29 protein-coding genes, 1 tRNA gene and 1 pseudogene are annotated in these 25,143 nt (G+C 55.6%); 23 read left to right on the top strand and 8 right to left on the bottom strand.

Annotation, left to right across the window (positions count from 1 at the left end):
* Position 1: 1 nt before the first annotated feature.
* Both CIP100161_RS00570 and CIP100161_RS00565 read right to left on the bottom strand, forming a co-directional pair.
* Positions 2-1,045 (bottom strand): FecCD family ABC transporter permease, encoded by a 1,044-nt coding sequence (locus tag CIP100161_RS00570; RefSeq protein ID WP_155871177.1) that lies wholly within the window; start codon positions 1,043-1,045, stop codon positions 2-4.
* A complete protein-coding gene (locus CIP100161_RS00565) occupies positions 1,046-2,233 on the bottom strand; it encodes an ABC transporter substrate-binding protein (RefSeq protein WP_155871176.1) in 1,188 nt (395 codons plus the stop codon).
* A gap of 494 nt (positions 2,234-2,727) precedes the next feature.
* Between CIP100161_RS00565 and CIP100161_RS00560 the strand changes: the two genes are divergently transcribed.
* Positions 2,728-3,018 (top strand): hypothetical protein, encoded by a 291-nt coding sequence (locus tag CIP100161_RS00560; protein ID WP_155871175.1) that lies wholly within the window; start codon positions 2,728-2,730, stop codon positions 3,016-3,018.
* A 280-nt stretch (positions 3,019-3,298) separates the two neighbouring features.
* Here the strand turns inward: CIP100161_RS00560 and bsaP are convergent, their stop codons facing one another.
* Both bsaP and bioB read right to left on the bottom strand, forming a co-directional pair.
* Positions 3,299-3,559, bottom strand: coding sequence for a biotin synthase auxiliary protein BsaP (gene bsaP / locus CIP100161_RS00555; protein WP_014307755.1), 261 nt, complete (start codon positions 3,557-3,559; stop codon positions 3,299-3,301).
* Positions 3,559-4,554: a biotin synthase BioB gene (gene bioB / locus CIP100161_RS00550; RefSeq protein ID WP_014309011.1), complete on the bottom strand. Its 996-nt coding sequence runs from the start codon at positions 4,552-4,554 to the stop codon at positions 3,559-3,561. The genes bsaP and bioB overlap by 1 nt, the downstream gene beginning before the upstream one ends.
* A gap of 77 nt (positions 4,555-4,631) precedes the next feature.
* Here bioB and CIP100161_RS00545 point away from each other — a divergent pair, with 77 nt between their 5' ends.
* The 3 genes and pseudogenes from CIP100161_RS00545 (at position 4,632) to CIP100161_RS00535 (ending at position 6,581) form a co-directional block, all read left to right on the top strand.
* The gene (locus CIP100161_RS00545; protein WP_155871174.1) at positions 4,632-5,978 is read left to right on the top strand and encodes a M20/M25/M40 family metallo-hydrolase; all 1,347 of its coding nucleotides are present in this window, start codon (positions 4,632-4,634) and stop codon (positions 5,976-5,978) included.
* Between the two features lie 10 nt (positions 5,979-5,988).
* Positions 5,989-6,156, top strand: a complete 168-nt coding sequence (locus CIP100161_RS00540; protein WP_003850040.1) for an antitoxin — start codon at positions 5,989-5,991, stop codon at positions 6,154-6,156.
* 63 nt (positions 6,157-6,219) lie between these two features.
* Positions 6,220-6,581 (top strand): annotated as a pseudogene (locus CIP100161_RS00535) (MerR family transcriptional regulator).
* 66 nt (positions 6,582-6,647) lie between these two features.
* Here the strand turns inward: CIP100161_RS00535 and CIP100161_RS00530 are convergent.
* Positions 6,648-8,288 carry a cytochrome c biogenesis protein DipZ gene (locus CIP100161_RS00530; RefSeq protein WP_155871173.1) on the bottom strand — a complete coding sequence of 547 codons (1,641 nt, stop codon included), beginning with the start codon at positions 8,286-8,288 and terminating at the stop codon, positions 6,648-6,650.
* Positions 8,289-8,516: 228 nt separating this feature from the next.
* Here CIP100161_RS00530 and CIP100161_RS00525 point away from each other — a divergent pair, with 228 nt between their 5' ends.
* The 6 genes from CIP100161_RS00525 to CIP100161_RS00500 are packed head-to-tail and all read left to right on the top strand — an operon-like array spanning position 8,517 to position 12,116.
* Positions 8,517-8,747, top strand: a complete 231-nt coding sequence (locus CIP100161_RS00525; protein ID WP_155871172.1) for a hypothetical protein — start codon at positions 8,517-8,519, stop codon at positions 8,745-8,747.
* 50 nt (positions 8,748-8,797) lie between these two features.
* Positions 8,798-9,358: a sigma-70 family RNA polymerase sigma factor gene (locus CIP100161_RS00520; protein WP_155871171.1), complete on the top strand. Its 561-nt coding sequence runs from the start codon at positions 8,798-8,800 to the stop codon at positions 9,356-9,358.
* Complete coding sequence (locus tag CIP100161_RS00515) at positions 9,355-9,963, top strand: anti-sigma factor (RefSeq protein WP_155871170.1); 609 nt, start codon at positions 9,355-9,357, stop codon at positions 9,961-9,963. The genes CIP100161_RS00520 and CIP100161_RS00515 overlap by 4 nt, the downstream gene beginning before the upstream one ends.
* A 9-nt stretch (positions 9,964-9,972) precedes the next feature.
* Positions 9,973-10,803, top strand: a complete 831-nt coding sequence (locus CIP100161_RS00510) for an ABC transporter ATP-binding protein (protein ID WP_155871169.1) — start codon at positions 9,973-9,975, stop codon at positions 10,801-10,803.
* Positions 10,794-11,435 (top strand): ABC transporter permease, encoded by a 642-nt coding sequence (locus CIP100161_RS00505; protein WP_155871168.1) that lies wholly within the window; start codon positions 10,794-10,796, stop codon positions 11,433-11,435. The genes CIP100161_RS00510 and CIP100161_RS00505 overlap by 10 nt, the downstream gene beginning before the upstream one ends.
* Positions 11,436-11,441: 6 nt before the next feature.
* Positions 11,442-12,116: an ABC transporter permease gene (locus tag CIP100161_RS00500; protein WP_155871167.1), complete on the top strand. Its 675-nt coding sequence runs from the start codon at positions 11,442-11,444 to the stop codon at positions 12,114-12,116.
* On the opposite strand, the gene CIP100161_RS00495 is transcribed toward CIP100161_RS00500, so the two are convergent.
* Entirely contained in the window at positions 12,100-12,660 is a 561-nt protein-coding gene (locus CIP100161_RS00495; RefSeq protein WP_155871166.1) for a hypothetical protein, read from the bottom strand. The genes CIP100161_RS00500 and CIP100161_RS00495 overlap by 17 nt on opposite strands.
* Positions 12,661-12,835: 175 nt before the next feature.
* Positions 12,836-12,979, bottom strand: a complete 144-nt coding sequence (locus tag CIP100161_RS00490; RefSeq protein ID WP_166443129.1) for a hypothetical protein — start codon at positions 12,977-12,979, stop codon at positions 12,836-12,838.
* 171 nt (positions 12,980-13,150) lie between these two features.
* Here CIP100161_RS00490 and CIP100161_RS00485 point away from each other — a divergent pair, with 171 nt between their 5' ends.
* The 8 genes from CIP100161_RS00485 to CIP100161_RS00450 all read left to right on the top strand — a co-directional run bounded on the left by CIP100161_RS00485 (position 13,151) and on the right by CIP100161_RS00450 (position 18,961).
* Complete coding sequence (locus CIP100161_RS00485) at positions 13,151-14,380, top strand: sensor histidine kinase (RefSeq protein ID WP_155871165.1); 1,230 nt, start codon at positions 13,151-13,153, stop codon at positions 14,378-14,380.
* Positions 14,380-15,039: a response regulator transcription factor gene (locus tag CIP100161_RS00480; RefSeq protein WP_155871164.1), complete on the top strand. Its 660-nt coding sequence runs from the start codon at positions 14,380-14,382 to the stop codon at positions 15,037-15,039. Before CIP100161_RS00485 ends, CIP100161_RS00480 begins: the two co-directional genes overlap by 1 nt.
* Before the next feature lie 38 nt (positions 15,040-15,077).
* On the top strand, positions 15,078-15,779 hold the full coding sequence (locus CIP100161_RS00475; RefSeq protein WP_155871163.1) for an ABC transporter ATP-binding protein: 702 nt from the start codon (positions 15,078-15,080) through the stop codon (positions 15,777-15,779).
* Positions 15,772-17,211, top strand: a complete 1,440-nt coding sequence (locus CIP100161_RS00470; protein ID WP_155871162.1) for an ABC-2 family transporter permease — start codon at positions 15,772-15,774, stop codon at positions 17,209-17,211. The genes CIP100161_RS00475 and CIP100161_RS00470 overlap by 8 nt, the downstream gene beginning before the upstream one ends.
* A 130-nt stretch (positions 17,212-17,341) precedes the next feature.
* Positions 17,342-17,638 (top strand): PhzF family phenazine biosynthesis protein, encoded by a 297-nt coding sequence (locus tag CIP100161_RS00465; RefSeq protein WP_232053020.1) that lies wholly within the window; start codon positions 17,342-17,344, stop codon positions 17,636-17,638.
* A 313-nt stretch (positions 17,639-17,951) separates the two neighbouring features.
* On the top strand, positions 17,952-18,128 hold the full coding sequence (locus CIP100161_RS11975) for a hypothetical protein (protein ID WP_224787983.1): 177 nt from the start codon (positions 17,952-17,954) through the stop codon (positions 18,126-18,128).
* Between the two features lie 49 nt (positions 18,129-18,177).
* On the top strand, positions 18,178-18,441 hold the full coding sequence (locus CIP100161_RS00455) for a helix-turn-helix transcriptional regulator (RefSeq protein WP_155871161.1): 264 nt from the start codon (positions 18,178-18,180) through the stop codon (positions 18,439-18,441).
* A 4-nt stretch (positions 18,442-18,445) separates the two neighbouring features.
* Positions 18,446-18,961 carry a hypothetical protein gene (locus tag CIP100161_RS00450; RefSeq protein ID WP_155871160.1) on the top strand — a complete coding sequence of 172 codons (516 nt, stop codon included), beginning with the start codon at positions 18,446-18,448 and terminating at the stop codon, positions 18,959-18,961.
* 241 nt (positions 18,962-19,202) lie between these two features.
* Here the strand turns inward: CIP100161_RS00450 and CIP100161_RS00440 are convergent.
* Positions 19,203-19,286, bottom strand: a tRNA-Leu gene (locus CIP100161_RS00440).
* Between the two features lie 220 nt (positions 19,287-19,506).
* Between CIP100161_RS00440 and CIP100161_RS00435 the strand changes: the two genes are divergently transcribed.
* From CIP100161_RS00435 to CIP100161_RS00415, 5 genes are read left to right on the top strand one after another with little or no spacing between them, the layout of a single operon-like run.
* Positions 19,507-20,373 (top strand): DUF3662 and FHA domain-containing protein, encoded by an 867-nt coding sequence (locus CIP100161_RS00435; RefSeq protein ID WP_155871159.1) that lies wholly within the window; start codon positions 19,507-19,509, stop codon positions 20,371-20,373.
* 13 nt (positions 20,374-20,386) lie between these two features.
* Complete coding sequence (locus CIP100161_RS00430) at positions 20,387-20,875, top strand: FHA domain-containing protein FhaB/FipA (protein WP_155871158.1); 489 nt, start codon at positions 20,387-20,389, stop codon at positions 20,873-20,875.
* A complete protein-coding gene (locus CIP100161_RS00425) occupies positions 20,875-22,329 on the top strand; it encodes a PP2C family protein-serine/threonine phosphatase (RefSeq protein ID WP_155871157.1) in 1,455 nt (484 codons plus the stop codon). The genes CIP100161_RS00430 and CIP100161_RS00425 overlap by 1 nt, the downstream gene beginning before the upstream one ends.
* Positions 22,330-23,679, top strand: a complete 1,350-nt coding sequence (locus tag CIP100161_RS00420) for an FtsW/RodA/SpoVE family cell cycle protein (RefSeq protein ID WP_155871156.1) — start codon at positions 22,330-22,332, stop codon at positions 23,677-23,679.
* The gene (locus CIP100161_RS00415) at positions 23,676-25,136 is read left to right on the top strand and encodes a penicillin-binding transpeptidase domain-containing protein (RefSeq protein ID WP_155871155.1); all 1,461 of its coding nucleotides are present in this window, start codon (positions 23,676-23,678) and stop codon (positions 25,134-25,136) included. Before CIP100161_RS00420 ends, CIP100161_RS00415 begins: the two co-directional genes overlap by 4 nt.
* Positions 25,137-25,143: the final 7 nt, after the last annotated feature.

The following is a 25,143-nucleotide window of genomic DNA, read 5'->3' as shown; positions in this document are numbered from 1 at the left end:
GCTAAGACCCCCACATTGCGCGGCGGCGAGTAAACACCAAGATCACGAAGAACGGAACGCCCACCAGCGCAGTAATAATGCCGATAGGAAGCGCCACACCAGGGATCATCGTAATAGACACCGCGTGGGCCGTAGCCAGCAGGAACGCACCCGCAGCCATCGACGCTGGCGCGAAGAACCGCTGCTCTTCGCCCACCAAAATGCGGGCCACGTGGGGGCCAACCAAGCCGATGAAGCCAATGATGCCAGCAAACGCCACCGCGCTTGCCGCCAATAGCGACGCCACCACGAGAGTAATCACGCGCAGCCTTGTCACGTTAATCCCCAAGGCGGCCGCGCGAGCGTCGCCAAGCCGAAGTGCTGTCAGACGCCACGCGTTGACCACCGTGTACGGAATCGCAATCGCCAACATCACCGCAATGATCGCATTAGCAGTCCACGTTGCCCGCTGCAGCGAACCCATCGTCCAAAAAACGATCTGCTGCAACGCCTCAGTCGTCGCACGATACTGCATCAACGACAACAGCGCCTGGAACAAAAACACCAACGCAATGCCCAGCAAAATCATCGACTCCGCGCCAGCACCACGCCACACCGCGGCACCAGCCACAATCACCACAGCAACTAACGACGACGCCCACGCCACCGCAGCCAAATTAAACTGCGCATGCGGAATAAGCACCCAGCCCAAAACAATCGACGCTGCGCCACCGAAAGCCGCCGCCGCCGAAATACCCAAGGTAAACGGCTCCGCCAACGGATTATCCAAAATGGTCTGCATATGAGCGCCCGCAAGCGACAACGCAGCACCAATCAGCACAGCCATAACAGACGCCGGCAGGCGTAAATCCCACAACACAGCACGTGTGGTGGGATCAACACTATCGGGCTGAATAATACCCTTCAGCATGGTGGCCGGAGTAAGATTCACCGGCCCCACCACAGTGGCCACCACGAATGCCGCGATGGCCAACACTGTGAGTATCACAATCGCAAGAAGCTTACGGCGTGAGCGCTTGTGATACTGCTCGACTACATCACTCATTTATTTAGCTTCAACCTTGTCGGTAACGAAGAACACGCCCGAGAACTCAAATGGCATCCACTTCTTGTGGAACTCTTGGAAATCCTTCACAGCGTCCAGATCCTTGAATTCCTCTGGTTGCAGCCACTGTGCGAACTGCTCAAGAGCAAAGATGTTGTATGGGGAGTCGTAGAACTGGTGGAATACCGCATGCAGGTCACCCTTCTTAGGTGCCTCGAGGGTGCTAAAGCCAGGGGTCTTGAGCAGGCCTTCGAGGGTACGCTCTGCTACCTCATCGGTAGCGGTGTAGCCCAGCTCAACATGAGGAAGAACCTCAGGCTTCTTGGGGTCTTTCGCCCAAGCGCCACCGGTTGCAATGATCTTTTCTGGCTGCTCAGCAATAACCTTCTCAGCGGTCAGATCGCCGGACTCGGTATCGAGCAAGGTGTCGCCAATGTTTATGCCACCAGCAGCGTTGACCAAGTCACCAAGATTGGAGTTTTTCACCGTGGAGCAGCAGTCCTTCAGACCAGCAGCACGCCACAGCAGAGTGCGTGGCTTGTTGTCCAGCTTCTCTGCACGAGCGATGATGTCGTCGCGCTTCTTGGTGTAGAACTCACTGAATTCCTTTGCCTTGTCCCGCTCGCCGAGGACCGCACCCAAAACCTCGACCGACTTGATGGTGTTTTCCAGTGGCTTCTGGCGGAAGTCGGTGAACACGTACTTCATGCCGGCCTGATCCATCTTGGCAAGGAAGCCGTTTTGCTCAGCGGCCTTCTTGTGGTCAAGGGTCATCACGACAACGTCTGGGGTGAAAGCCAACAGGTTTTCCACAGACACGTTGCCCTTGGCGATGTGGCCGATCACTGGGATGTCTTTGATCTCTGGGTGAGCCTCAAAGAGTTTCGCCTCAAAGCTTGGTGCACCTTGATGCAGATCCTCGCCGAGGGCCACGATGTGCTCGCCTGGATTTTCCTTATTCAAAATGGAGGCCGCAAACATGGCACGGCCTTCACCGAGCAGCACGCGCTCTGGTTGTTTATCAAATTCCACTGTTCGACCAGCAACGTCGGTGACGGTCAGTGCTGCAGCAGAACCGGACGCAGCAGCATCCGTTGCGGTGTCTGATGTATTGCTGCATGCAGTAAGCGCAGCACCACTGGCAGCAATTGCCACTGCCACAGCTGTGATTTTCTTGAACAGGCGCACAAGTCTTCCTTTACTTAGAGGGCCAGATGTGAGATAAGGCTAACTGTATACGAGTTAGGCTAACCAAAGGAAATTTCAATACATCGTCCGGTTGATATTTTTACCACCCAAAAGAATAAAAAATCGCAGGTCACCCCACTGTGACCACAAGGTTCCAAGGAAGCGCAAAGAGATCTAATCTCACAGAATTAAAAATATGTAGCCTACTTCACAGTCACTACACCCATCCCGAGAACCCCAGCCCATGACCCATGTCACATCATTTTCAATATCGAGATCACCACATAAACAAAGCGGAATTATCCACAATTATTGCAGCACTTTAAATACCCCAACAATTAGCTTTATTTCAAATTAGTGATCAGTACCTCAAATTGGGAAAATTTTCTTTAAAACTATTTTATTTTTGCTTATAAAATAGTAAGTTTCTAAGCGTATCGACAGATACCCCCATTATGTTTTGTCCGTTACTACCCAATAAGGAGAGTGCCATTTTGCAGATTAGAAAAGCAGCCATCACCGTCGCCGGTGTCACCATGCTCGCCGGTGGCCTTGCCACCATCGGCTCAGCACAGGCCAGCACTTTTTCACCAGAACCACACGATCATTCATGGTGCATTGAGACTTTCGGCCAAAGCCAAGACTACCTGTGTACCTACTACAACGACCTATCCGATAGGGCATATCACCTACGTTCAACCGGTCAAATCCAGGAAGCAGAGGCATATCACACCCAAATCAACGAAACACTCATTCGCCTTATCAACTCAAAGGTATACGGTTAATCACCTGAAATAATATCGAAGCTATATCCGTTCAGTATGCGCCATTAAGCACCCTTATAGCCCTCCTCAAACCCCCGATAGGAGACGCTATAGGTGTGTTTAGTGGTGCCCTTTTATTTTCTTTTAATAGGAGCATTAAATGGGAAAATTTACCGGAATAATCACATTTTGCTTTCCCTTATCATCCCTATCACGTCTGTCATAGACGCCTCCCAGCTAGGGTCTACGCCGTTAGGCAGTGGAAGCACAGTCGTCTTCCACGTGGCAGCCCGCTAAAACTCTAGCGCCTGCCTAGGTAAGCAGAATCTACGCTGCCATGACGAGAACAGGTGGCCTCCCAACCATCGGGGCGGACCTGCACAACCATGCGACGCCCGCAGATCTGACAAAAGCGAGGTGCCTCGAGCCCGGCGCGGGCTGATGGGGAGAGCGTGATCTCGATGTCGTCGACAAGCTCTTGGCCGGTGTTGGGGTGAAAGCGGGGTGCTTCGCCCGCGAGTAGGGCTTCGAGGAGCTCTGTGGATTGTGTGCGTGTGGCCATTAGACGCTCGCGTTCAAGGCTTTGATAGGCAGGCGGAGTTTGCCAAGCATGTCGAGGTCTTGTTCCATAGGGCGACCGAGGGTGGTCAGGTAGTTGCCCACGATCACGGCGTTAATGCCGCCGAGGAGGCCTTGTTCGGTGCCGAGGTCGCCAAGGGTGAGTTCACGGCCGCCAGCGAAGCGCAGGATGGTCTTAGGAAGTGCAAGTCGGAATGCTCCGATTGCGCGCAATGCATCTGCTGTGTCGAGAACTTCGTAGTCAGCGAATGGGGTGCCTGGGCGTGGGTCAAGGAAGTTCATGGGAACTTCGGTGGGGTTGAGTTCTGCGAGGTCGCAGGCAAATTCGGCGCGTTGTTCTAGGGTTTCACCCATGCCGATAATGCCACCGGAGCAGACTTCCATTCCGGCTTCGCCGACCATGCGCAGGGTTTCGCGGCGGGATTCCCAGGAGTGGGTGGTTACTACGTTGGGGAAGTAGGAGCGTGCGGTTTCTAGGTTGTGGTTGTAGCGGTGTACGCCGGCGGCTTTGAGGCGGTCGACTTGTTCTTGGGTAAGGATGCCGATGGAGGCTGCGACCTCAATGTCGACTTCCGATTTAATGGCGGCGACGGCTTCTTCGAGCTGGCTCATGAGGCGCTCGTCGGGGCCCTTGACGGCTGCCACAATGCAGAATTCGGTGGCTCCGGATTTTTGAGTTTGCTTTGCAGCTTCTACAAGGCCGGCAATGTCGAGCCATGCGGAGCGTACCGGGGACTCAAAGAGTCCAGATTGGGAGCAAAAGTGGCAGTCTTCTGGGCATCCGCCGGTTTTAAGGGAGATGATTCCTTCTACTTCTACTTCTTCGCCGCACCATTTGAGGCGTACTTCGTGGGCGAGTTCGAGCAGCTCTGGGATTCGGGCTTCGTCGAGTTGTAATACTTGGAGGACTTCTTCTTTGTTCAGGCCTTCGCCGTTGTTGAGCACTTTGGTGCGGGCGAGTTCTAGAATGTCAGTCACGTGATGCTCCCATGTTGTGGCAATTGGTAGATGTCCAAAAATCCTAGCGATAATTATTGAACGGTGTTTAATCTTGGATGTCAATCACCCCCATTGCCCTTAAAGTGGTACACATGACGCTTTACGACGACACCCTCACCCTGCTCACCCAACTCATCCGCAACGCCTGCGTCAACGACCTCACACCAGACTCCGGCCACGAGGAACGCAATGCGGCCACTTTAGAAGAGTTCTTCGCAGGAAGTCCCGTGAACATCCAACGCTTCGAACCTCACCCAGGGCGCGTCAGCCTCGTCGTCACTGTTGCTGGAAGCGACCCCGCCGCCGAACCCCTCACCTTCTTAGGCCACACCGATGTGGTGCCCGTCGATACGCAGCATTGGAGCGTCCCGCCTTTCGATGCCACCATCATCGACAACAAACTCTACGGCCGCGGCAGCGTCGACATGCTCTTTATTACCGCCACCATGGCCGCCGTCACCCGACATGTTGCCCGCACCGGCGGCAACGCCGGCACCCTTTACTTCGCAGCGCTTGCCGACGAAGAAGCCCGCGGTGGCCTCGGCGCAGCATGGCTAGCCCAACACCACCCCGAGGCGTTGAGCTGGAAGAACTGTGTCTCTGAAACCGGCGGGTCCCACATCCCAGGCCGCGATGGCTCCGACTCCACCATCATCTACGTCGGTGAAAAAGGCGCTGCTCAACGCCGGCTCCACGTCTATGGCGATACTGGCCACGGCTCCGCCCCCTACAACAAGGACAGCGCTATCGCCACGATCGGCGAAGTAGCCCGCCGGATCGCCGCCTTTGAACCCGAAGTAAGCACCGACGACATCTGGCACGGCTTTATCGACGCCTTCCGCTTCGACCCCACCACTACCGCTGCCCTGCGAAGCGGCACCGGCTACGAACACCTCGGCGGCCTCGCCGCCTTCGGCCACGCAATCTCCCACCTCACCATCGCCCAGACCGTGCTACGCGCAGGTAAAGCCATCAACGTTCTTCCCAGCCACGCCTGGCTCGACATGGACATCCGCACTCTCCCCGGGCACGACGATGCATACGTAGATGACCTCCTCACCCGCGCACTCGGCGATCTCGCACCCCATGTCACCATCGAGCACCTCATCTGCGAACCCGCCACCATCTCCCCTACCGACTCCCCGCTCTACCGCACACTAACCGAGGTCCTCCACGATGCTTTCCCCACCACCACCGTGATCCCCATGATCGCACCTGGTGGTTCTGACCTGCGCTTTGCCCGGCAAATGGGCGGCAATGGCTATGGGTTTGCACTCCACGCACCCGAACGCACCCTAGGGCATGTTCACGGCCAACTCCACTCCCATGACGAGTACCTCCATCTTGAAGATCTCCGCCTCACTGTTGCCGGATACCAGCAGCTAGTAGAGAAATTTCTGTAGACTGACCTGCATGGATATTCTCAACAAAGCTAAAGACCTGATCAACAACAACTCCGACAAGGTGAAGGAGGCCGTGGATAAGGCCGGCGATTTTATCGATTCCAAAACCGAAGGCAAATACGCCGACAAGGTAGACCAAGTACAAGAAGCCGTAAAGAAAAAGATCGACGAGCAGTAGTCGAACCCAATAAAAATCGGCCCACTTGACCCTCACACTGCGTCAGGGTGAATGGTAACTCCCATGGAAGAACACAATCTTCGCACTGTTGGTGAAGTAGCAGACCTCGTCGGTGTAAGCGTGCGTACTCTTCACCATTGGGATGCCATCGGACTAGTCAGCCCCCAATGGCGCAGTTGGGCCGATTACCGCCTCTACAGCGAGGAGGATGTTGCCCGGATTTACCAGACGCACATGCACTCGCAGAGGAACACCGGGCATGTTTATCGCAATGGTTTCCGGTTTCACACAGCAAGCATGTGCTGATTGCTCAGGGATACACTGCCGATCCGCGCTTTACCGCGCATTATGACAAGTACGCGAAAGGCTTGGCGGTCTGGTTGGAAAAGGCTATTCAGAGCAACGCTCAACGCCACACTCAATAAAAATCGGCCAGGTGAGTTGGACAGCAACATTGTGTCCAACTCACCTGGCCGATTTTTATATGCGGCTTAGCCGAAGGTTAGCGAGTAGAAGCTCACGCCTTGGGATGGCTTCACGGTGACGATTCCGTCGAGAGGCTCGTCTTGTTCCACCACGTTGACGGTGCCGTCGGCCACCTTAAATTCCTTGGTGTGGCCATCGGGGTAGGTCACTTCGAGGGTTCCGGTGCCGGAAACAACTGTCTGCACGGTTGCTGCGTGAATGTTCACGGCCAATGCAGCGTCTTTAACAGGGTTGATGTGGTCGGATGCAATCTCCCAGGTTCCGCTGAGGGTGTATTGCCCAACTTTTGGTGCGTTGAATTCGAGGGTGCGCTCACCTGGGCCGTAGTTGCTGTTGGTGAAGTAGCGGGCACGCTCGTAGCCAAGGTAAGTTTCGGGGTTGCGGCGCTGAGTGAGTTGCGCATCGTGCTTTTCGACGCCCTTTTCCACTGGCTCCGGCAGTGATACCTGGGGGTTTGCTTCACGCAGGAGTTCGCGCACCAGTTGTTCAGTTTCCTTGTAAGCACCCTCACCTTCGTGAATGTGGCGCACATTGCCCTGAGAGTCGATCAGGTAGCGGGCTGGCCAGTAGCGGTTGTTGTACTTCTTCCAAGTAACAAAGTCGTTGTCTTGGGCCACTGGGTAGTTGATGCCTTCACGCTTGGCAGCATCTTTCACGTTGGCCAGCTCGTGCTCAAAGCCATATTCGGGGGCGTGTACACCTACGACTTGCAAACCAGCATCGCGGTAGGCGTCGTAAAGCTTGGTGATGTGCTCACCCGCACGCTGGCAGTTGATGCACGCGTAGGCCCAAAAGTCCACAAGCGTTACCTGGCCACTGTGCGTAGACACAGGCTTATCCGTGTTAAACCAGCCGGTCAAACCCTCAAACTCCGGTGCTTCACCGCAGTCATGCAGCATCGATGGGTCGGCGTCGCGGCACGCAGCCAAGGAGCCGCCGCCGGAGCTCAAAGCACCTCGAACCGTGTCATTTTCACTAATCTGCTTTTGCACACCAGCAGTCCAGTCGGGGATCGCACGCTGCACACGCTCAGGGACGTTCAACGCCATCGCCACCGCCAGCGCCAAAATGACCGCACCGACGAGCTTCATGTGCTTACGGATCGCATCGATCTTCTCACCCATCTTGTTGCCGGCCAGTGCAAACACCAGCAGCGGAAGGCTCGCACCTACGGCAAATGCCACGGTGAGCACAACCGTTGGCCAACCGATGTCACCCGTTGCACCGGCGACGGTAATAGCAGCCAAAATGGGGCCTGCACAGGGAACATACACTGCACCTAGGGCTAGACCGATCATAAAGCCACCCTTGTCGCGGGCCTTTTGCTGCAAAAAAGTTGGACGCGGAATGCGACTAAATGGCTCCTCGACCAGCTCACCCAGCTTAGGGATCATCATGCCCAAACCGACAATCACCAGCAGGCCAATACCCGTCCAACGCAGTACGTCTTTAGGCAGACCCAAAGAACTCAAAATCACAGTGCCCAACAGCGTGATGGTGGCAAAGCTGAGCGCTAGGCCAGCGACCACATGGGTTGGCCTACGGCCCACCGACACGGCGAGAACCACCGGCAAAACCGGCAAGATACATGGGGATATACCGGTGACAATGCCACCGATTAATCCGATTGTGGCCAATTCAAACATCTGTTACGTGCTCCCTCATCGCAGTGGTGGTTAGGTTTTCAACATTGTTGTGAGTTGATACGGAGCCACCCACCGTTATGGATTGTTCGCAATGCGAAAAAACTTTTCACCCAATCGCAATCCGTTTCCCCTCGGGGTTCCGAATACCCCTATGAGACACACAGGAAGGATTCCTGGTGTCAGCCTTCAAGTAAGCAAGTAATCGTGAAACATAAGGAGTATTCACTCATGCGTATGACCACCAAAGCAGCCCTGACCATGATGTTCGCAGCCGGCGCATTCGGCCTTGCAGCCTGTGGCGATGACGGCGCTTCTGAGAAGATGACCTCTGAGATGAGCACCCAGATGAGCTCCGAAAAGATGGCACCTGAATCCGACAAAATGGAGCACGACAAGATGGAATCCGACAAAATGGAGCACGACAAGATGACCCACGAATCTGAGTCAATGCAGAAGTAGATTTTTCGCTGGTCGCTGTATGCGGTGTGACCGCTGTAGAGTTATTGGTCATGGATCCCGATGATTTGCTCGTCGCGGTTGCTTCTGGTGACCAAGCGGCTTTCGCGCAGCTTTATGACCAGCTCGCGCCCTATGTTTTAGGCCTGAGCACTCAGGTGATTCATGATCGTGCGCAGGCAGAGGAGATAACCCAGGAGGTTTTTGTCGAGGTGTGGCGTACTGCGCCGAGTTTCGACGCCTCCCGTGGTTCGGCACGGTCGTGGATTTTGCGGTTGGCTCGGTCGAGGGCTATTGATCGCGTTCGTTCCGATATTGCTTCGAAAAAACGCGATACCAACGATTTTCTGCATAGCGCCACCACATGGTGTGCCGCTGAGGAAGAGGCGGTGGAGTCTTTGGAGTCGCAGCAGGTTCGTGCGCTCGTCGATTCCATTGGTGAGCCGCACCGGACGGCAATTATGTTGTCCTATTTCCAAGGGCTTACCCATAGTGAAATCGCAGAGGCCACGGGCGTTCCGTTGGGAACAGCGAAAACACGGCTACGCGACGGCCTGAAAAAACTACGTCAGCTTGTTCACCCCCATTTATCTGCGACGGGAGCAGCCCGATGAGTAACAACTTCCCCCGAGATGTAGAAGATGCGCTCAATGTTTCCCCTGTTCCAATGACACCACCACCGGCGTTAAAGCTCAGCGTTATGAATGCCATTGCGGCTACCCCGCAGGAGCAGCCGGTACGGCAGGCGCCGGAGCAGTTGGCTACGGTTACGCCGTTGCGACGCCGCCGCCCAGGGCTAGTGTTTGCGTCGATGGCCGCGTCGGTGGTGTTGCTTGCTGGTGCGGTCACGGCGGTGTATCAGCCGTGGCAGGCAGCGGATCCGCATGCTCAAATGGATAGCATTTTGGCTGCGTCTGATGTGCGTCAGGCGGATGCGTCGGCGATGGGTGCCACGTTGGATATTGTGGTGTCGCAATCGATGGATTCTGGTGGTGCCATGGTTGATGGTGCTCCTGCGGTTGGGCACGGGATGGGTGCCCAGGTGTGGGCGGTTAAGACGGATGGTTCGATGGAATCGGCTGGTGTTATTGGGCCGGAGGAGCACACTGATGTGTGGATGCCGTTGCCGGGTGACACCCGCAAGGTGATGATTACTGAGGAGCCTATGGCTGGTAGTACCTCTCCGCGAGGAAAGGTACTTGCCGAGGTCGTAGTGTAGCGTGGCGTCATGATCGAGTTTGAGTCGGTGAGTAAGCGCTATGGCAAACGTGGTGAGAAAGCCGTGGCCGATTTCAGTCTGTTTATCCCCAAGGGAAAGACGACGGTGTTGGTGGGGTCGTCGGGAAGCGGTAAGACTACACTGTTGCGCATGATCAATCGCATGGTCGAGCCCACCGAGGGCCGTGTGATTGTGCGCGGTAAAGATGTCGCTGAGACGGATCCGGTGCAGTTACGACGTTCCATCGGCTATGTGATCCAAAGCGCTGGGCTTTTGCCGCACCGCACCGTGATTCAAAATATTGCCTTGGTCCCCACGCTCAACAAAGAGCCCAAGGCTGAAATCGAGCGGCGTGCCAAGCAAGCGCTTGACAACGTCGACCTGGATGCGTCGTTAGCCAACCGCTACCCTGGCGAGCTCTCCGGCGGCCAGCAACAACGCGTCGGTGTGGCGCGGGCGCTGGCCTCTGACCCCGACATCTTGCTCATGGACGAGCCCTTCGGCGCGGTGGATCCCATCGTGCGGCGCTCATTGCAAAAACAACTCATCGACTTGCAATCCCGCCTGCATAAAACGGTGGTCATGGTCACCCATGACATCGACGAGGCCTTCTGCGTAGGCGACCACATCGTGGTGCTGGAAAAGGGCGGCAAGATTGCCCAACAAGGCTCCCCTGCCCACATTTTCGCCCATCCCGCCAACGACTTCGTGGCCTCCTTTTTAGGCTCTGATCAGGAAAATCGCAGCCTGCACACCGAGCGTATCGACGGCCACACCGTAGTCGTTGACACCTTCGGCAGGCCACTAGGAACTCTAGGCGATGGTGCCACATGTGGCTAATGCATGCTTGGCCAGAAGTGCTGGATCTACTGCGAGCACATGTGCTGCTCAGCGTTCCCGCCATCGTGATCAGTGTGCTGGTGGCGGTTCCCGTGGGGTTGTTTGCCGCACGCTATCCGCGAGTAGGTAACGCGGTGGTGCAGGTGACGTCGTTAGCCTATACGATCCCAGCGCTTCCCATGCTGGTCATCGTGCCTTTTATCGTGGCTGTGCCGCTGCGCTCACAGATCAATGTGATCATCGCACTGTGCGTGTATGGCATTGCTTTGATCGTACGCACCGCCACCGACGCGTTTCGTTCGGTACCGGAGGAAGTCCGCACCGCCGCGGTGGCCCAAGGTATGAGCCCGAGCCAGATCGCATGGAAGGTAGATATGCCGTTGGCAATCCCCGTGTTGATCTCTGGCCTGCGCGTACTGTGTGTTTCCACCGTCGGGCTTGTGACCATCGGCGCACTGATTGGTGTGTCCAGTTTGGGCAGCCTGTTTACCGACGGTTTTCAACGCAATATCACCGCCGAGGTAGTGGTGGGTATCGTGACCGTGGTGCTCCTCGCCGTGCTTTTCGACGTCGCCTGCCTTGTCCTGCAACGTATTTGCACCCCATGGACTCGCCCAGGAAAGGCACGGTAACCCCGCATGACTTGGTTCGGTGATCTTCTCTCCTACCTCACCACTGCAGCACACTGGTGGGGCCCGCAAGGCTTTCTTGCCCGCCTGCTCGAGCATGTTGGAATCAGCCTGGCTGCGGTCGCCATTGCCGCACTGCTCGCGCTTCCGGCTGGTGTGCTGATCGGCCATACCGGCCGCGGTGCGGGTCTTGTTGGTGGTGTCAGTGGTGCTGCCCGCGCGTTGCCAACCTTGGGATTGCTCACGATCTTTGGGCTGGCTTTTGGTATTGGGCTTACGGCACCGATGCTGGCACTGATCATTTTGGCTATCCCGTCGCTGCTGGCCGGCGCTTATTCCGGTGTGGCCGCAGTTGACCGCGCGACTATCGACGCCGCCTACGCCATGGGTTTTACCCACCGCCAAGTAATCAGTTCCATTGAACTGCCGCTATCTGCAGCCGTGCTAGTAGGTGGTATCCGCACCGCGGTGTTGCAGGTGACTGCTACGGCCACACTTGCTGCGTATACAGCAGATGTGGGGTTGGGCAGATTTATTTTCCACGGTCTGAAAACGAGGGACTACATCGAGATGTTGGCGGCCTCCGTGCTGGTGGTCGCACTCGCGTTGCTTTTCGACGCCCTACTCGGTGGTGTTCAAAAAGTGATCTCTCAACGCACCCATACTGCTACGCCTGCTCTTTAATGATCAGGTCGTAGACGGGGTCGAGAACCACTCGCACATTGTTGGTAATCTTCCCGCCGCGATCATAAAAGCGCAGAACGCGCTTATATAAAACCCCACGGGTGACATCATAATCGTCATGCAATAATTGCATCATCAGGCTTTTGATTTCATTGGGTGGAATAGAAGGGAAATCCCGCGGACCAATGGCACGAATCACACTTGAGGGCGTGTCCTTGAGATACATGGTGGACATCATAACGCTATTTCGGTTCAGCGGATCCTCCCATACAACACTTCTGGAAAATTCTGGCGCCTTCATTACGGCGACAAGGCGTTCCCTAATTCGCCTCCCCAATTTATGCCCTGCCGCGCGTGCATAGACTTCCAACAATCGCCGACCCAGCACTGGCCCCTCAACCTCTATGATACGAACGAGAGCCTCACAAATTTCAGCGTCTGTGGAAACATCCAGCGCAGGGGCCACACCATGGAACTCGTTGTACGGTATTGCCTCCACAACAACCACCCCAATCATCAAAGTAGCACTTTCCACAGTAAACACTTAATAATTTAAAAACCCAACACGGGGTGATCTAATAGAGGCTCTAACACCCGCAATCGGGTGGTTATTTTCTCATTTTGGGGATATTTAACCTGTAAATATTTTGACAAAAAAATATGGATTGCATTTTCCGTTATTGGAAATGCAATCCATATTAAAAAATATTAATTATTTTTTAGTGATCATCCCAGTGGCCATCGTGCAATGCATGGCGGTGACCGTCGTGAATGTAGTCAACATGGTCGCCGTGAGGAACTGCTACGTGACCACAGCTTGGGCCGTGCTGGTGGGTGTGGTTCTCGTGAACTACATGGGTCATGATGTCAAGACTCCCTTATCTAGATGTGAAAATTTATTTTTCAACAAGCTCTAAAACTGAAAATACACCGCTGTGTCAATATTTTCAATACGTTTTCATTAATGGAAATCATATGCTTTAACAGCGGCAATAAAGGTGATACGTCACCAGGGCATGCTTAGTGAGTAGTTCGTGCCAAATTTAATTTTTCCTTATATCTCCCACCTGCGGAAACGCCGGGCACCCCAAAAAGATTTGGCACAAACTACTCACCACACCACTACTATTGCCACCATGGCACGCCTAGGTGACAAGATCCTGACAGCAGCCGCGACCATCATCACCGCAGGCTATCTATTTTTCGCTACCCAGACCCCCTCCGCCCACAACACAGCATATGCAGCCATCTCCATCCTATTTCTGCCTTTTATCTGGCACTGGCGATCCCGCCCCAAACTCAGCTCCGCCGGATTTGTCACACTCCTCGGCGCCTGGGCGGCAGTCTGGTGCCATGCGCTACCAGAAAATATGGGAGTCACCCCGTGGGCAGTCTTAGCACCCATGGCGGTATACGCACCCGCGCGTTATCTTCCCCAAAGAAATTGGGGTCGCATCATCCTATTACTCACCTTGGTCGGTTCATTTGCCTCCCCTGTAATGTGGCGACTGGACTCACATCTTCTACTGCACTACCGCGAGGGTATGGAGTTAGTGCTAGCCATCGGGTTCCACTGGACATTGCTAGGGTGCGTTTACGCTGTTGGTGCGCACTATTTCCTCGCCGATCAAGCGCGTGAGACTGCATACCAAACCGCTCGCGAAGAAGAAAAGCTGCTGATCGCACGGGAGCTTCATGATGTTCTGGCACACTCCTTAACCCTGATCAAGGTGCAGGCGCAGGCTGGGCTATATGGTGGCGATCAACGCGAAGCACTAGAGGAGATCCGTAACGCAGCCACCACTTCCCTTGAAGAGGTGCGCGGGATTGTGCACGCACTTCGAGATCCCACACAATCAGGTGCGATGCAACCATTGTGTCAGCTCGCCGATCTAGCGGAGATCGTTGCCAGCTTTGAACGTGCCGGTTTGAATATCTCGGCCCACCTTCCCCAGCATTGTCCACCAGTGCCCACCTTGGTGCAGCTTGCTGGCGTCCGCATTGTGTCGGAGGCGCTTACCAATGTGGTGAAACACCAAGGTGTTGGTAGCACGGTGCAGCTAAGAGTGCAGGTAGATGAGCAACTGCAGATCACCGTCGATTCCCAGGCGATGGCACCGACTGGGGCGTCGACAAGCCCTGGCTCAGGGCTGCTGGGGCTTAACGAACGCGCAACCGCACTCGGCGGTCGTTTTAGTGCCCAAGGAACCGCATCCGATTTTCATGTTTGTGCCACCATTCCCATGCACCAAGGAGACCATTAATGATTCGCATTGTGCTTGCCGACGACCAACCACCCATCCTCAAAGCGTTCTCCACAATCATCCACTCCCGCGACACCATGCGCGTAGTGGCCACAGCCGCCAACGGCGCCGAAGCCATCAATGCGTGCATGAGCCACAACGTGGATGTTGTGGTCATGGATATCCGCATGCCCGTCATGGATGGCATCACCGCAGCACGCACCATCCTCGCCCGGCACCCTCGCATCCGCATCGTCATGCTCACCACTTTCGACGACCCCACGCTCGTCCGCGAAGCGCTCACCGCCGGAGTGCACGGATTTCTTCTTAAAGACGCCGACCCCGAAATCTTCCTCACCGCAATCGAGGCGATCCACTCAGGAGAATCCGTTCTAGCCAGCGGAGTAACCAAGCAGGTCATTGACACATTCCGCCACGCCTATGGCAGCGATCTCAGCCCCGAGCAGCGCCAAGGACTAAGCCTGATCACCCGGCGCGAAATGGATGTACTACTGCGCGTTGCACAAGGGCTCACCAACGCGGAGATCAGTGCTGACCTTGGGATTGCAGAAACGACCGTAAAAACACATATCACCGCACTATTGGCAAAGGTGCATGCCCGTGACCGCGTCGCTTTGGTGTTGTTTGCACATAAAGCTGGGCTTCTCCTACCACGGTAGGATCTGCGCTTGTGGTTGCTGGATAACAATCAACAACCATGAGTACAACTATTCGAGTCAATGAAGTCTCTAAAAGCTTCCACGACCAGCATGTTTTGAACAATGTTTCCTGCGATATCCGCCCTGGGGAAGTCCACGCCCTGTTGGGGCGCAACGGTGCAGGAAAATCCACGCTGTTTTCCATTCTGCTTGGTTTGATCCCCGCCGATTCCGGTGAGGTAACTATCGACATTTCCCAAGTAGGTGCTTCTATTAATGGGCCAGCCTTCTATGGGCATTTGTCAGCGCGTTCCAATGTGCGGGTGCACAGCAAGTTGTTGGGGCTGCCAGATTCAGAGGCTGATCGCGTGCTCGACGTGGTGGGGCTTTCCGATGTTGGGTCGAAAAAGGCGCGGAGTTTTTCTACCGGCATGAAGGCTCGATTGGCGCTAGCGCAGGCGATTCTTGGCGACCCCGACATCCTCATCTTGGATGAGCCACAAAATGGCCTTGACCCACAAGGTATCCGCGATCTGCGCGCGCTACTGCGGGCGTGGGCAGCCAGTGGCAAGACTGTGCTCGTGAGCTCCCACCAGTTAGGAGAAGTCACCCAGCTTGCCGATACCGTCACCATCCTCGCCGAAGGCACTATTCGATACAGCGGTCCCCTCGATCAACTAGCACCCCAAGGCCAGCTCGAGCAGGAATTCTTCCGCCTTACCCAACCAGGCGTACTAGAAACTGGTGACCACCATGAATAGATACCTCGCCTCCGAGTTTATCGCCTCGCGATCCTCGTCAACAGCGTGGCTCACCCTCACTGCACTCCCCTTATTCTTCCTCACCTTTACACTCGCCCGCGTTGTCACTGAAGATCCCGACGCCACCGGAATCCTGACGTGGCAAAGCATGTACGCCACCGGTATTGCAGCACCACTGACGGCCATGTTTGCGGCATCCGCAGAGCTGCGCGAGCGCCATGCCCGCATGGGTGGACGGCATTGGCACGGCCTGAGCATGCGGTCCCTACGGCTGGCACGCTTTGTTGCAGTGATCACGTGCGTGGCAGTGTTCCACGTGCTCAACTTTGGCGGCACCTGGCTGCTTGCGCTTCTCGACGGCCGCACGGGCGCCAACCGGATCCTCCTCCTCGGGGTGCTGAGCTGGGTCGGTGCCATAGGAGTGGCCGGACTTGCTATGGCCTGCGCAAGGAACACCAACATCGTGATAACACTGGTGGTGTTCTTGGTTTGGCAGTTGGCTGGGACTACCCGCACTATCGTCGAAGGGCCTGTGTGGTGGGCGTTCCCCTTCGCGTGGCCAGTGCGCCTCGTTTTACCGGTGTTGCAGGTGCACCAAAACGCTGTCCCCCTCGAACCCGATGCCGCCCTGCGCCACGAGTCACCATGGCTAGCACTGCTGTTATGTTTGGTTCTTGCTGCTGCAGGGGCGATCATCGCGGTGGTCACGCCTCGGTACCGCATCGCTTTTCGACGCACCCATCAACACGTAAGTACTGCAGTGCTACGGAAGGCGTCGACACGCAGGCCTGCTGACCGCCCCCGTAACGTACTGCCTGCACTCCTACCCGTAGCCCTCACCCCCGCCGTGCGCAGCTGCATCATATTGTGCACAATATTAATGCTGTGTGTTGCCATGACCTACCCACCCAGCTACATCCACGGCCTATTCACATTCGCCATGCTCCCCATCGGGGCCGGCATACTACCAGCACTCATCTGGCCCACCACCGCCCCCGCATGGAACATCATGCGCATAGAAAATCCACGCTGCACACCAACGCTTCTCAGCATCCACGCACTATGCGTAAGTACCATGAGCGCCATCGCGGCACTTGCAGGACTCATCTCCGGCAGCCCCTTAAGCACCGAACTGACACGGCTCACACTAGCCATCCCAGTAGGATGCATGCTCACCATGATCGCACTGCTGATAGTAACCAGATTCGGCACGGCAACCACCATCATCTGGGCAGTTATCTGGACGATCATCTCTGCCACGCTCGGCGGCGATGTTCTTGCCGACACCCCACTATGGCTACTCGCGGCGGCAGCCTGGCCAGAAATCGCACACGGCCCGCGCTGGCTCGTGGCCTTCAGTATCGCAGCAATCGCATGCGCGACACTTTATCCGTTATGCGCCCGCACGCTGCGCGCCCACCGCAGCGAGTAAGCGCCGCGATGCCGTGGCGGGGGTGTTTAGCGCCGAAGTGAGTAGTTCGTGCCAAAACTTTTTGGGCCGTTTTACATTTCCGCAGGTCGGAGACATAAGAAATGATTTAATTTGGCACGAACTACTCACGGTGACGTGTCAATACGGTTCTTTCACAGGTAATCCACTTGCCGTCGTCGGTAACGCAAATAATCTGTCCACTACCCAGATGCAGAATATTGCACGGTGGCTAAATCTCTCCGAAACTGCCTTCTTATCAGCTCCGACAACAACCGATGCAGATTACCGTGTACGTATCTTTACTCGTACCGAAGAACTGCCGTTCGCCGGCCACCCAACATTAGGTTCTGCACGTGCTTGGCTTGAATTTGGTGGAAACCACAAAGACACGATGTTCTCGTACAAGAATGCGCCGCTGGCCTCATAACAATCCGAAATGATAACTCGACCTTTTCTTTTCAGCACCACCCCTCACATGCAACGCCCCTCTGACTACCAGCGAGATCCAAGAAGTCGCCGAATCTCTAGGAATTTCTGTTCATAACATCGCCACTGCCGTCTGGGGAGTAAACGGTCCACGTTGACAACTTATTCAACTAGCCGATATAGATCTTCTTCCCACTCTTACTCCGACAGCACTTTCCATAGGAAAGCGTCTTGGGGTCATTGCGATAGCCGACCGCACTCACGTCCATGTACGCACATTTGTAGGTACTGGAGAGGTTCCAGTCACAGGTTCATTGAATGCCGCCATCGCTCAATGGCTACGCAAACAAAACAAGGTGGACAACGAATACGAAGCATTCCAAGGAAAGTTTGTGGGCGCAGCTGGAAAAATCACCATCCTTGATGATGCCTCAGGCATCTGGGTAGGTGGCGAAACACAGGTCCAGATAAACGGGAGCATAGACATATAAATCGTTGTAAACGTTGACAATTTGTTGTGTTTATACAACACTATATTGCATGTCTCCAAAGAAAAAGCTTGAACGGAGTATCTACAACCGCATCCGCGTACTGCGCACCGAACGAGATATGTCTCGCGCACAACTCGCGGAGCTTGTAGACGTCAACCCACAAACCATTGGTGCACTAGAACGAGGAGATCACTCCCCCAGCCTCGATCTTGCCCTTCGTATTTGCGACGTATTCAACCTACCTATTGAGGCGATATTCTCACGCATACCTTTCACCCCCCTCACCGCTGCAAGCCTCACTCAAGGAGCATGACCCGATGACTTCTCAAATCAAAGAACGCTTCTACGATTTCGCCATCAGCAACGGCAATCCCTATCCCCGATGGCGCAACCCCCGATCTACCCACCTCTTAGTCACAGGGTATTTCGTTAGTCTAGTCCTAGCCTTAATCTTTGAGCTCCTCATGTTTATATGGATTCACTTCATCTGGGTTTTTATCGCATGCATGTTTATCGCAATGACATGCTGGACGATCCTGCGATCGACCATCGATCTCAAAGATATGGCACCCGAAGACCGTCTTGACGACTACGAAAAAGCTGTGATTAATAAATGGCGTCAGCGCTCCCTCAGCACCGCACTTAGCTTACTTTTTATCGGAGGTCTCGCGGCCATCATTGCCAGCACTAGCCTTATAGCCCCCGATTCCCCCCTTAGCCCAAACCTTCTCGCCATATTCGCTGGGCTGTACATGATTTACACATACTTATTCGCGTCTTCCCTACCAGCAGTGGGCTATGCACTAACGTTTAACCGCAATCCTGAAGAATAAATACTTTGGGAAGCAGTTTCAGTGAGTAGTTCGTGCCAAAACTTTTTGAGCCGTTTTACATTTCCGCAGGTCGGAGACATAAGAAATGATTTAATTTGGCACGAACTACTCACGGTGACGTGTCAATACGGTTTTAGCCCCCAATCCGCCCACCCTGCCCACAACAAAACAAAAAACCGGAGGACACGCCCTCTTTCGAGTTTGTGACCTCCGGCCGTTGCAGTTCGTGAACTGCTCTTTGTGCCCAGGGGGGGACTTGAACCCCCACGTCCTTGCGAACACTGGCACCTGAAGCCAGCGCGTCTGCCAATTCCGCCACCTGGGCAGGTGGTGAAGCAAATTTTTTGCGACTGCGCTACTATATCACACCATTAAGTTTTCCGCACAAATGTCAACGTCAAGCACTGTTTCTACATGGGCCAGCACCCCGCTTCATACCAGTGGGTCAATGCACACAGCTAGGGACATAGGCGTTGGACACCTATACTTAGTGCCATCGTGTTGTCACTATGTTTAACCGAGAAAGTTTAAGGAGGCGAAGTTCTTTGTCGATCATGGGCAAGGTGGCCAAGCTCGATAGTGCTATGCAGCGTGGCTTGGATAATAGTTTCGCCTTCGTTTTCGGTGGCAAGCTCGTTCCGGCGGAGATTGAGGAACTGCTTAAGCAAGAGGTGCAGGATAATATCGTGCGCACTTATGAGGGCGGTGTGGAGTCTCCGAATGTGTTCCGTGTGCGTGTGAGCCGAAAGGATGCGCAGAATTTGGCCCAGCGGTATCCGTCGTTGGCTGATGATTTTGCGGATCGTTTGTCGCGTTATACGCGTAATCAGGGCTGGTCTACTGAGGGTCCGGTGGTGGTCACGATCGCCGCGGATTCGGGTCTTCGTACTGGCCAGCTGCATGCGTCGTCAGCTTTTGATCCTGCCCCGCAGGAGTACAGCCGCTTTATTGGGGTTGAAGATGATGCGGCGGCTGCAGCGCCTACTAATGATGAAAGCAACTATGAAAGCGAGTCCGGCATGAATTCTTATGATGCTGATCCTCGGACGGAGTACATGACGGCGCAGGCGCCGGATGCTGTTTATACGGAGGTTCCGGTTCCGGAGCCGAAGGCAACTCCGACGGTGAGCTTGTTGTTGCAGGATGGTTCGTCGCGGACGTATCTGGTGGAAGAGGGCTCGAATATTATCGGGCGTTCTAATGAGGCCCATTTCCGACTGCCGGATACGGGTGTGTCGCGTCAGCATGCGGAGATTACGTGGAATGGTCGTGATGCCATTTTGACTGATTTGAAGTCAACGAATGGAACGACGGTGAATGACACTCCTGTAGAGAACTGGTTGTTGGAGGATGGCGACGTGATTACTGTTGGTCATTCTCATATTGAAGTTCGTATCGTAGAGCCGAATTAAGGAGCCCTACCTCGTGGAATCCGTCATTGTTTTTTTGCTGCGCATTGCCTTGTTGGTTCTGTTGTGGCTCTTGATTCTTCTTGCTCTTTATATTCAGCGCAAGGATGCTAAGTCGGCTGCTCAAACGACGGTCGCACCGCAGGCTGTGACGGGACCTGGGGTGTCGTCGGCGTCGAGTCCGTTGAAGAAGGTGTCTCGTCGTGGTGGCGCACCTCAGCAGATTGTTGTGGTTGAGGGCCCGTTGACGGGTTCGTCTATGCAGTTGGGTTCTTTGACGGAGATTACGTTGGGTCGTTCGAAGGATTGCGATTTTGTGGTGGGCGATGATTACGCGTCGGCTCGTCACGCTCGTTTGATTAAGCGTGGTAGTGAGTGGTTTGCGGAGGATTTGGATTCCCGCAATGGCACCTATGTGGGCGGTTATCGCATTGATCAGCCGGAGAAGGTTTCTGCTGGTAGTGACATTAAGATTGGTCGTACAACGGTGAGGTTGGTTGCTTGATGCTGAGGTTGAATTATGCAGCGGCTTCCGATCGGGGGCTGGTGCGAGGCAATAATGAGGACTCGGCGTATGCGGGTCCTCACCTCATTGCGCTTGCCGACGGCATGGGTGGTCATGCGGCTGGCGAGGTTGCTTCGCAGTTGATGATTAATCATTTGATGCGTCTCGACGCCGACGCCGACGACAACGACATGTTGGCGTTGTTGGCATCGGTAGCTGACGACGCCAACCGTGCCATCGCTCAAGGTGTCCGCGATGTTCCGGAAACCGACGGCATGGGCACCACCCTGACGGCGCTGATGTTCAACGGTGCCGATTTGGCGATGTGCCATGTGGGTGATTCCCGTGGCTATCGGCTACGCGATGGAGCGTTGGAACAGATCACGGTGGATGACACCTATGTGCAGTCCCTCGTGGATAAGGGGCAGCTGGCCCCTGAGGATGTGTCCACACACCCGCAGCGCTCGATGATTTTGAAGGCTTATACTGGTCGCCCAGTTGAGCCCACGTTGAAGATGATTGATATTCGCCCTGGCGATCGCTTCTTGTTGTGCTCGGATGGGTTGTCTGATCCGGTCACGCATTCGACAATTGAGACGACTCTGCAGCAGGGCACGCCCCAAGAGGCTGCTCGTCGGTTGGTTGATTTGGCGCTTCGTTCGGGTGGCCCCGATAACGTCACGGTTGTGGTGGCAGATGTTGTAGAGGCGGATGACTCGGATGAGTCCGCTGCTGTCGCATCGTTGCCGGTCACACCACTGACGGTGGGCGCTCTTAATTCGAGCATGCCGGAGGATCCCCGCCCAGATACGGCGGCGGGACGGGCTGCGATGGCGATTGCGCAGCGCCAGCCTCAGGTGATCCTTCCGGATCCGGAGTCTGTCAAGGAGGCTACTCCCAGCCCACGACGCCGCATGGTGGCCGTGATTAGTGCGCTGGTGGTATTGGCTGTGCTGATCAGTGCTGGTTGGTGGGGTTCTTCGATGGTGAAGAACAACTACTATGTCACCACCGCGGATTCGGATACTGCGCAGGGTGCGTTGGTTATCGAAAACGGTATCGACGTCTCCTTGCTGGGCAAGTCTTTGCACAGCACGTACCAGTTCGCTTGTTTGAGTCCCGAGGGGGATCTCACGTTTGTGGATTCTGCCGACGCAGAAAATTCTTGTCATCGGTTCCGGTTGAGCGACCTGAAGGAGTCGGCACGCGGACAGGTGTCCACGCTTCCCGACGGCAGCTACGACGAAGTGCAGCAGCAGCTACAGCGCTTGGCAGAACATACCCTGCCAGCATGTATTACTCGTCAGGCTGCGCAGCCAAAGGATAAGGATAAAAAGAAGCCAGCGGCACCGTCGAGTGCAGCCCCTACGACCACAAAGGCGGCGTCGCCAAGCAGTACTGGCTCCCCCGATGATCTCTCCACGCCTGGCGAAACCTGCAGGGAGGTCAAATAAATGACCTTCCTACGACGCATTACCGCACGCCCCGTGGAATTCGGGCTACTCGTGATGGCAACCCTGCTCATCGCAGTCACCCTGATTAACCTCAACATGGCCCAAGGGCTGTCGGTCACCTCCGAAACACTCTGGGTGATCGGCGGCTTTATTGGCGTCTTCACCATCGCCCACCTCGCGCTATGCTTTACCGCCCCGCATGCCGACCAAGTCATGCTGCCGGTAGCCAGCGTGCTCAACGGGCTAGGGCTGGTCATGGTGTACCGCATCGATCTCGCACGCGACACCGCCCTTGCTAGCCGCCAGGTGATCTGGACCCTTGTGGGTATCCTCCTCATGATCGCCGTCTTGGTGTTTATTCGCGACCACCGGATGTTGTCGCGCTACTCCTATGTGCTGGGCTTGCTTGGCCTGATCCTGCTCGCACTGCCCATGGTGTGGCCTACCAAGATGAATGCCGACGCCAACATTTGGATCTCCATCGGACCGTTCTCCGTGCAACCAGGTGAGTTTTCCAAGATCTTGCTGCTGATTTTCTTCGCGCAGCTTTTGGTCAATAAACGCGCACTATTTAACGTAGCCGGCTACCGATTCCTTGGACTCGAGTTCCCGCGCCTCCGCGACCTAGGCCCCATCCTCGGCGTGTGGGCCTTCGCCATTTTGGTTATGGCCGGCGAAAACGACTTCGGCCCCGCACTGCTGCTGTTTAGCACCGTGCTCGGCATGCTGTACCTAGCCACCAACCGCGTATCGTGGCTGATCATTGGTGCAGCACTTGTGGCCGTTGGCGGTACCGCGCTGTACCAGATCTCTAGCAAGATCCAGTCGCGCGTAACCAACTTTATTAACCCACTGGATAACTTCAACGGCACGGGCTACCAGCTCTCGCAGTCACTCTTCGGGCTGTCTTCTGGTGGCGTAGCCGGCGCTGGGCTCGGGTTAGGTCACCCAGAGCTGATCCCAGTTGCTGAGTCCGACTTCATTCTCGCCGCCGTTGGCGAGGAACTCGGCTTTATTGGACTTGCTGCCGTGCTGATTCTCTTTGCTATCTTTATCACCCGCGGTCTGCGCACTGCGCTGCGGGCACGTGATTCCTACGGCAAACTCATGGCTGCCGGCCTCTCGCTGACCTTGGCCATCCAGGTCTTTGTGGTCACCGCTGGAATTACCGCCCTGATGCCGATGACGGGTCTGACCACGCCGTTTATGTCTCAGGGCGGATCTAGCTTGATGGCTAACTACATTCTTCTCGGACTGATCCTTAGGATCTCCCACTCCACACAAGCCGCCGCCAACGACGTGGTGTCTATGGACGAGCAGGCCGCACGAGGTCAGGAGGCCCACCGATGAACCGATCTATCCGATTCACCAGTGTGTTCGCACTGTTGCTGATCCTGATTTTGTTGGTCAACTTGACGATCATTCAGGGTTTTAGCCAGGAAAAATACGCGCATAATGCGCTTAATCGACGCGGCTTTATTGAGTTGAAGTCGCAGGCCCGCGGTCAAATCTCCACTGGCGGGCAGGTACTAGCCGAGTCCTACCAGGATGAGGATGGCTTCTACCAGCGTCGTTACGTGACCAACCCTGCGATCTATGGTCCGATCGAAGGCTACCTGTCTGACATTTATGGGGCTTCGGGCATGGAGTCAAACCTCAACGGTGTACTCAGTGGCACGGATTCTTCCGTGTCAGTGCGCCGCTGGACAGATGAGCTTTTGGGCCGTAAACACAGCGGAGCCAACGTCGAGCTCACCTTGCTGCCGCAGGTACAAGAGGTGGCGTATAACCAGATGGCCAACGCCGGCTACGAGGGCGCAGTTGTGGCGATCAAACCGTCGACAGGCGAAATCCTTGCCATGGCATCGACCCCGAGCTATAACCCCTCGGCGATCGTCAACCCCGATACCGCCGAGGAAACATGGGCTGCGTTGAATGCCAACCCCGGCAACCCGCTGCTCAACCACGCCACCCAAGAGACGCTGCCACCAGGTTCTACCTTCAAGGTGATTACCACGGCGGCTGGCCTTAACGCTGGTTACGGCCCGGGCTCGATGCTCACGGGGCAAGACCGCATTACGCTTCCCGACGGCATCACCACCTTGGAAAACTATGCAGGACAAACCTGTGCCGGTTCCCAAAATGTCACCTTGGCTACCGCATTCCAGTACTCGTGCAACACCGCATTCGTGCAGATGGGTATTGATGTTGGCCAAGAAAAATTTGATGAGGCCGCCCATGCTTTCGGCGTGAATGATCGCTACGATCTTGGCGTCGATATGGCCCCTGGCACCATCGGTGACGTATCGGATCCGTCGGCACGCGGGCAGTCGTCGATCGGCCAGCGCGACGTTGCCATGTCCGTGCTCCACAACGCCGTCGTAGCCGCCACCGTGGCCAATGGCGGCAAGCGTATGGAGCCTCACCTTGTGAGTCGGATCGTCGGCCAAGACCTCAAGGTGATTAAGGAGACTAAGCCGCACCAGATCAACGAGGCCGTCACCCCCGAGGTAGCCGCCACGTTGACGGACCTAATGCGACTATCGGAACGCCACACGGCTGGCTACACCGGCGCCGACATTGCCTCTAAGACAGGTACTGCCGAGCACGGTGAGGATTCCCGCAACTCCAACCCGCACGCCTGGTACATCGCTTTCGGGCCTTCCGCTAATGCCGACGTTGCCGTTGCCGTGGTGGTGAAAAACGGTGGCGATGCCGGCCAAGCCGCCACCGGTGGTTCCGTGGCCGCGCCTATTGGCCGCGCCGTCATCGCAGCAGCACAAGCAGCCCTAGCAGCACGAGGATAGAGGGGAG

Source organism: Corynebacterium rouxii, assembly GCF_902702935.1.
GTDB lineage: Bacteria > Actinomycetota > Actinomycetes > Mycobacteriales > Mycobacteriaceae > Corynebacterium > Corynebacterium rouxii.
The sequence above is the reverse complement of the archived record's forward strand: the minus strand, read 5'-3'. Positions and strand labels throughout refer to the sequence as shown.